At 33.0% G+C, this 7,234-nt stretch carries 6 protein-coding genes; 2 read left to right on the top strand and 4 right to left on the bottom strand.

The annotated features are described in order from the left end of the window. The first annotated feature begins 188 nt into the window (after positions 1-188). Positions 189-1,064, top strand: a complete 876-nt coding sequence (locus FEM21_RS15600; RefSeq protein ID WP_035662483.1) for a cupin-like domain-containing protein — start codon at positions 189-191, stop codon at positions 1,062-1,064. Positions 1,065-1,123: 59 nt separating this feature from the next. Here the strand turns inward: FEM21_RS15600 and accD are convergent, their stop codons facing one another. From accD to tamL, 3 genes are all read right to left on the bottom strand, one after another. Beyond that, positions 1,124-1,978, bottom strand: coding sequence for an acetyl-CoA carboxylase, carboxyltransferase subunit beta (accD, locus tag FEM21_RS15595; protein WP_035662479.1), 855 nt, complete (start codon positions 1,976-1,978; stop codon positions 1,124-1,126). A gap of 106 nt (positions 1,979-2,084) precedes the next feature. After that, positions 2,085-3,152 carry a class II fructose-bisphosphate aldolase gene (gene fbaA / locus FEM21_RS15590; RefSeq protein WP_035662475.1) on the bottom strand — a complete coding sequence of 356 codons (1,068 nt, stop codon included), beginning with the start codon at positions 3,150-3,152 and terminating at the stop codon, positions 2,085-2,087. 68 nt (positions 3,153-3,220) lie between these two features. After that, on the bottom strand, positions 3,221-5,767 hold the full coding sequence (tamL, locus tag FEM21_RS15585; protein ID WP_051627640.1) for a translocation and assembly module lipoprotein TamL: 2,547 nt from the start codon (positions 5,765-5,767) through the stop codon (positions 3,221-3,223). A gap of 37 nt (positions 5,768-5,804) precedes the next feature. Between tamL and FEM21_RS15580 the strand changes: the two genes are divergently transcribed. After that, the gene (locus FEM21_RS15580) at positions 5,805-6,536 is read left to right on the top strand and encodes a TrmH family RNA methyltransferase (protein ID WP_035662473.1); all 732 of its coding nucleotides are present in this window, start codon (positions 5,805-5,807) and stop codon (positions 6,534-6,536) included. Here FEM21_RS15580 and porT read toward each other — a convergent pair. Then, the gene (gene porT, locus FEM21_RS15575; protein WP_035662471.1) at positions 6,533-7,234 is read right to left on the bottom strand and encodes a type IX secretion/gliding motility protein PorT/SprT; all 702 of its coding nucleotides are present in this window, start codon (positions 7,232-7,234) and stop codon (positions 6,533-6,535) included. The two genes, FEM21_RS15580 and porT, sit on opposite strands and share 4 nt — an antisense overlap.

Here is a 7,234-nt window from a genome sequence, read left to right as displayed (position 1 = left end):
TTAGCACAGTTCATTCCGACGGAGGAGGAATAATCTTGGTATTACATTCTTTTGAGATAAAAATTCTTATTTACAATTCATTTTTAAATGTTGGCGTATTTTAATTTTTGTGTAACTTTGGTAGCTGTCACTATTTTTTTTGTGTATTTACTATGAATATTATGCTAACAAATTATTATCAAATATAAATGAGCTTTATTTTAAAAAATGTAGATGTAGTTGAGTCTATTTCCAGAGCGGATTTTAAGAAAAACTATTTAGATAAAAAAAAGCCGTTAATTATAAAAGGATTAACTAAAGACTGGCCAGCTCGTGAAAAATGGACGACGGACTATTTTAAAGAATTAGCGGGCGATATAGAAGTAAAACTTGCCGATAACTCAAAGGCCGATCCTAAAAAAGTACTTAATGCTTCGGTGGGAAGTATGAAATTTGGAGAATATCTGGATTTGATAAAAAGAGAACCAACTGATTTGCGAATTTTTTTCTTTAATCTTTTTAAACACCGACCGGAATTAGTTAAAGATGTAAAATTGCCTAAAGATTTAATGGGTGGTTTTATTGAAAGCGTTCCTGCTATGTTTTTTGGAGGCTCTAATGCAATTACTTTTTTGCATTATGATATTGATTTGTCTCATCTTTTCCATACTCACTTTGGTGGACGAAAACATATTATTTTGTTTGATTACAAATGGAAAAAAAGATTGTACTGTGTACCAAATACCACGTATGCATTAGAAGATTATGATGTAGCCAATCCGGATTTTGAAAAATTTCCTGCTTTAAAAGGAGTAGAGGGTTATGAAGTTTTTCTGGAACATGGCGATACTTTATTTATGCCAACCGGAATGTGGCATTGGATGCGTTATATTGATGGATCTTTTTCATTAACACTTCGCGCCTGGGATAAATCACCAGCCAGAAAAATGGCAAGTGTGTGGAGTTTATTCAGACATGGAATTGTTGATAGCGCGATTAAGGTTGTTTTTAAAGAACGCTACGCAATTTGGCGAGAAAAATTAGCATTTAAATTGGCTGAAAAAGATATGAGAAAAAGCGCTTAGTTAAAAGCTTTTTCGATAAGTAATAAAATAAAAAATCCCGAATTACTCGGGATTTTTATTTATCTGATTTCGTTGTTTTGAATCAAATCAATATACAAGTTAATCTTGTCTTTTAATTCTTTTCTGGCAGTTATAAAGTCTAAGAAACCATGCTCTAAAAGGAATTCAGCAGTTTGGAAACCTTCTGGTAAATCTTTTCCTGTGGTATCTTTTACAACACGAGGTCCGGCAAATCCAATTAAAGCACCTGGTTCAGCAATGTTGATGTCTCCTAACATAGCATAAGAAGCAGTTGTTCCTCCGGTTGTTGGGTCAGTACATAAAGAAATGTAAGGTAATTTTGCTTCAGAAAGTTGCGCTAATTTTACCGATGTTTTTGCTAATTGCATTAAAGAATAAGCAGCTTCCATCATTCTCGCTCCACCTGATTTAGAAATCATTACAAATGGTAATTTGTTTTTGATAGCATGATCAATTCCTCTTGCGATTTTTTCACCTACAACAGCTCCCATAGAACCTCCGATGAAAGCAAAATCCATACAGCAAATAACAACATCTTTTCCTTTAGATTTTCCTACCCCAGTTCGAACAGCATCCTTAAGTTTAGTTTTATCCATAACGTCTTTCAAACGATCTGAATATTTCTTTGTATCAACAAAGTTTAACGGATCTTTTGATGTAATGTTAGCATCTAATTCGGTAAACTTATTGTTGTCGAATAAGATTTCAAAATAAGTAGCACTACCTATTCTTACGTGAAAACCATCTTCAGGGCTTACAAATAAATTGCGCTCTAGTTCGTCGGCATCAATAATTTTTCCAGTAGGAGATTTGTACCAAAGTCCCTTTGGAACGTCCATTTTCTGTTCAGTAGGAGTTGTGATTCCTTTTTCTTGTCTTTTAAACCAAGCCATTTGTTCTAGTGTTCAGTGTTCAGTAATTAAATTTCAGTGTTCAGCTTTTTATTATTTTAGTGTTCAGCTTGAAAACTGAACACTAAAAACTGAATACTGTATACTTTTATAAAGTATTTACGTTGTTCAAGTCAGCAAATGCTTGCTCAAGTCTTGCGTTGAAAGTTACTTCTCCTTCGCGTAACCATTTTCTTGGATCGTAGTATTTTTTGTTTGGAGCGTCAGCACCAGTTGGGTTACCAATTTGTGTTTTTAAATAATCAAGATTGTCAACCATAAAATCACGAATTCCTTCAGTGAAAGCAAATTGTAAATCAGTATCGATATTCATTTTGATAACTCCGTAGCTAATTCCTTCTCTGATTTCTTCAAGAGTAGAACCTGATCCACCGTGGAAAACAAAATCAACTGGATTATGTCCTGTGTTGAATTTGTTTTGAACGAAATCCTGAGAGTTTTTTAAGATTTTTGGAGTTAATTTTACGTTTCCTGGTTTGTAAACACCGTGAACGTTTCCAAAAGCAGCAGCGATTGTAAATTTAGGGCTCACTTTAGATAATTCTTCGTAAGCATAAGCTACTTCTTCCGGTTGAGTGTATAATTTTGAGCTATCAACATCAGAGTTGTCAACACCGTCTTCTTCTCCACCTGTAATTCCAAGTTCGATTTCAAGTGTCATACCAATTTTGCTCATTCTTTCTAAGTAAGTTTTGCAAATTTCGATGTTTTCTTCAATTGGCTCTTCAGATAAGTCAATCATGTGTGAACTGAATAAAGATTTTCCAGTAGCAGCAAAGTGCTCTTCTGAAGCGTCTAGTAAACCATCAATCCAAGGTAATAATTTTTTTGCGCAGTGGTCAGTATGTAAAATTACAGTTGCTCCGTAAGCTTCGGCTAAAGTATGGATGCTTTTTGCTCCTGCAATAGCACCTGCAATAGCTGCTTTTTCTCCTGCATTAGAAAGTCCTTTTCCCGCATTAAATTGTGCTCCTCCATTTGAGAATTGGATAATAACTGGTGCGTTTAATTTTGCAGCTGTTTCAAGAACTCCGTTAATAGTGTTAGATCCTGTAACGTTTACCGCCGGAAGTGCAAATCCTTTTTCTTTTGCATAATTAAAAATTTCCTGTACCTGATCTCCCGTTGCTACACCTGCTTTAATGTTGTGTGCCATTTTGTTTTTTTGTTTTTAGTGTTATTTTTTTGTTTTTAGTAGTTCGCAAAAATAAGAATTTATTAGCATTAGAAAGGATAATTTATTCCAAAATTTAAAACAGTGTGTCCAAAGTTGTAATCTCTAAACCATTTTTTACCCGATTCATCAGCAGGATTATAGGTTTTGAAACCAAAATCAAATCGAACAACAAAGAAGTTTAAATCGTATCTAAGTCCAAAACCAGAACCTAATGCGATATCTTTCAAACTGGCGAGATTATTAAAAATTGCTTTTTCATCAGTTACGTTATCAAAAACATTCCAGATATTTCCGGCATCGGCAAATAAAGCTCCTTTTAAATCGCCTAAAAGTTTAAATCTAAATTCACCACTTACAGCAATTTTCATATTGGCTTCATTAAAATCATTAGTTGTGGCGCTACGTCCAGGACCTAAGCTATAGGGTTGCCAGGCACGATTATCATTCGAACCTCCTGAGAAATAACTTCGGGAAAACGGAATATAATTAGAGTTTCCAAACGGAATTGCGATACCAAAAAACGTTCGGATGGCAAACACTTTTTCCTTTCTTAAATCCCAGTGTTTTATAAAATCAAATTCAGTTTTTATGTATTCAGAATATTCTAAATTAAATAATTCCTGATTCCCATTTTGATTTGGTTTTTGATTGGTCAGGTTCGTAAGTAAAGATAATAATGAACCAGCCGATTCTATCTTGGTTTTAAAAAGATAAAAATCATTATCGGCTAAATCTGTTTTTGTGGTTTTAGTGAATGAAAAATTGGTTGCCAAAATAAAGTCGTTTTCAGTCAATCGCACTCTTCTTTCTTCAATACCTCTTACTTCTTGTAAATCATTATCAGATAGTGTTAAGCTTCCTCCGATAGCATCTCTAATAAAACCAGTAGTTCCTCGCTCAATAACTAAATCACCATCTTCGATATAGTCTGTATTTACAGGATATTTTTTTGCGATTTCATTTAAAGCATTGTAAGATGAGCCGTAAACGTTGAAATAATTTGGGGCATTCAAATTACGTACAAACTGTACATTTAAAAGATCAAAACGTGCTGTATTGTATCTTTTAGGATTCCAGTTGTAAGAGAATGTTCCGGTGAAATTTTCTTTATCTAATCCAATGTTCTTTTGCGTAGCATAACCCACACCAATTAAAGTTGACGGAATCATACTTTTAGGAATAATTCTTTCGGTAGCAAAAGGCAAAAATATTCGTGGAAAATTTAATTTAAAATCAACTCCATATTCAGACACATTAAAAAACTGATTGTTAGGATTTGCTAAATCTCGTGATGAACCAATGTTGGCACGGGTCGAGATTTCGAGTGTTTCGGCTCCATTAAAAATATTTCGAATAGTCATTGATGGACTAAACGAAATTCCTATATCCTGAATATTCGAATGCGTAAGGTCGACTGATGATCCAAAACTATACTTTTTTCTTGGTGTCAAATAGATTTTTGCAATCAAAGAATTTTGAAGCGTATCTTTTTTATCGACTTCATATTGAATACTTGGTGGATTAAATACTTTAAGATTCGTTAAATATCTGGAGGTTAAAGTAGTTCTGAAATCTGCGAAAGAAGCTCCTTTTGTAATAAAAATAGCATCCGTTATGGCGTGCGGTTTATATCTTAGTTTTTCGCGGCTGTATAAGTTGAAATTTTGGTAAGAAACGCTGTCGGTAATATTTTGTTTACTGGTATTTGGTAAAAAATCAGTGTAAACGTCAACACGGCTGATTTTATATAACTTGAAATCTTCGGTTTTTGTAGAATCACTGTCTTGGTTGCTGTAATCTTTAATATTTACACTTACATTAGCTTTGTTTTTTTTGCCAATAGTATCAATATCAAATACTATAGAAGTAGGTTGAAAATAATAAGCGCCGTGATTTCTAAAATAAGTAGAAAGACGGTTTTTTTCATCGGAGAAATCAGCCGTTTTGTATTGTTTTCCTGATTCAATTAAGGCATCTTTCTTAGCAATACCGTATAAAGAATCTATCTCGCGGGAACTTATATTTGCTCTTATGGAATCCAGATAATAAGCTTTATTAGTGGTAACGTCATAAGTGATTTTTCCTCTTTTTAAACTCACAGTATCGTGCTTAGAACTAATATCGACATCAAAATAACCATTATTGAAATAATAATATTTAAGTCGGGTAAGCGATTTTTGAGTTCTTGTTGAGTCGATAATTACAGGTGGTTCTCCTATTCTTTTTAAAAAATCATGAATTCCGCTATACAAAAAAGAGTTGCCTAATCGATCAACTTGTTTTGCCGATAACCATTTGGCCTGACGTTCGTATTTGCCAGGATTATTTTTAAATTTTGCCTGATACGTAGAATCTGGATTGAGTTTAGCTAAATTGTATAAATTCAATCGTAAACGATAGCCTAATAAAGTAGAATTTGGTTTTTGGTACAATTGATTATGAACATCTTCATCGGTTGTTTTTTTACCATTTACTAAAATATGATTCTTTAAGAGGAGTTGTTTTCCGTCTGGAACTCTTTTTTCGGCGTTACAGGCAGATATAATTATTCCTATTAGGATAAATAGTGATATTTTTGTTGAAATTTTTTTCAAGAGGTCTAAAATATTTAATTCAAAAGTACATATTTTTATGGTTAGTAAAAACCAAATAAAACTTATAACTAGTTTACAGCAAAAAAAGTATAGAATTGCTAATCAATTATTTTTTGCAGAAGGTGTAAAAGTCATTCAGGAGCTTTTACAGTCTAATTTTGAATTAGAACATTTGTACACTACTCAGCATGATTTTGATACTGTTTTAGATAGTAAGAAATCATTGATTCACGAAAATGATTTAAAGAAAATAAGTGCTTTAACAACTCCAAATAGCTGTTTAGCAGTTTTTAAAATTCCGGAAGAAAAACCTATCATTGCTTCAGGATTAATCATTGCCCTGGATGATGTGAGAGACCCGGGAAATATTGGTACTATTTTAAGATTATGTGACTGGTTTGGTGTCAAACAAGTAATTTGTTCTAAAGAAACGGTGGATATTTATAATCCAAAAGTAGTTCAGGCAACTATGGGCTCGATTACCAGAGTAAATGTCAATTATGTTGATTTACCCGAATATATTTCTCAAACTGAATTGCCGGTTTTTGGAACTTTTATGGATGGCGAAAATATTTACAAAACAAATTTGCCTAAGGAAGCGATTGTTGTAATGGGTAATGAAGCGAATGGTATTTCAGAAACAATAGAAGAAATTACTAAAAACCGACTTTCTATTCCGCGTTTTGGAGATTTGCAGCAAGCAGAAAGTTTAAATGTAGCTACTGCAACAGGAATTATCCTGAGTGAATTTAAACGAAATTTGGCTTAATGAAAGGTAAAGTTTATTAAGATAGCTCTACTTTTAAGCGATTCAATATTACTTGTCCATGGACTATTAGGGTCATTGTCTCTAATAAGTTCGTCGTTGATTCCAAAACATCCTCTGATAGAAGGAGAAAAAATAAAATATTCGGAGAAAAAATCAATTCCAAAACCTAATTCATAATTAGTTGTCCATGATTTTACTCTGAATTTTTGCTGTAAATTATCATCTTTTAATTTTGCATTAGCAGACAAATTTAACGTAGACGATAAGCCACCTACAATATAAGGGCGAATATTTCCGGTACGCAATGATGAAAATTTCAACAATAACGGGAAATGAATATAAGTGCTGTTTACATCTCGTATTGCGTCTATTTCACGGGTAAAATTAGGATAATGTAAAGTTCGTTTAGTGTAGTACAAACCCGGTTCAAAACGAAGATCAATGTATTCTTGCAGTCTTAAATTAGTAACCACACCTACATTGAATCCGGTTGTTTTTTTTACCTGAATGTCCGGACCTACGGTTTTATAATCCAGTTTAAAATCAAAGGAATTAAATCCCAGATAATACCCAAAATGCAAACGTTGTTTTTGGAAATTTTCTAAGTTAATAATCGGGTCTTTACTAAACATACCTTTATACTGCGAATGTCCCTTAAGAGAAAGTAGGAGTAAGATAAAGACGATTATTTTTTTCAT

Source organism: Flavobacterium seoulense, from assembly GCF_000695795.1.
Classification (GTDB): Bacteria; Bacteroidota; Bacteroidia; order Flavobacteriales; family Flavobacteriaceae; genus Flavobacterium; species Flavobacterium seoulense.
This window is presented reverse-complemented; position numbering and strand designations above follow the sequence as displayed.

Excerpts from the sequence above, each read along its gene's own strand:
- FEM21_RS15600 (WP_035662483.1), top strand. The coding sequence starts at position 189 with ATGAGCTTTATTTTAAAAAATGTAGATGTAGTTGAGTCTATTTCCAGA.
- accD (WP_035662479.1), bottom strand. The coding sequence starts at position 1,978 with ATGGCTTGGTTTAAAAGACAAGAAAAAGGAATCACAACTCCTACTGAA.
- fbaA (WP_035662475.1), bottom strand. The coding sequence starts at position 3,152 with ATGGCACACAACATTAAAGCAGGTGTAGCAACGGGAGATCAGGTACAG.
- FEM21_RS15580 (WP_035662473.1), top strand. The coding sequence starts at position 5,805 with ATGGTTAGTAAAAACCAAATAAAACTTATAACTAGTTTACAGCAAAAA.
- porT (WP_035662471.1), bottom strand. The coding sequence starts at position 7,234 with ATGAAAAAAATAATCGTCTTTATCTTACTCCTACTTTCTCTTAAGGGA.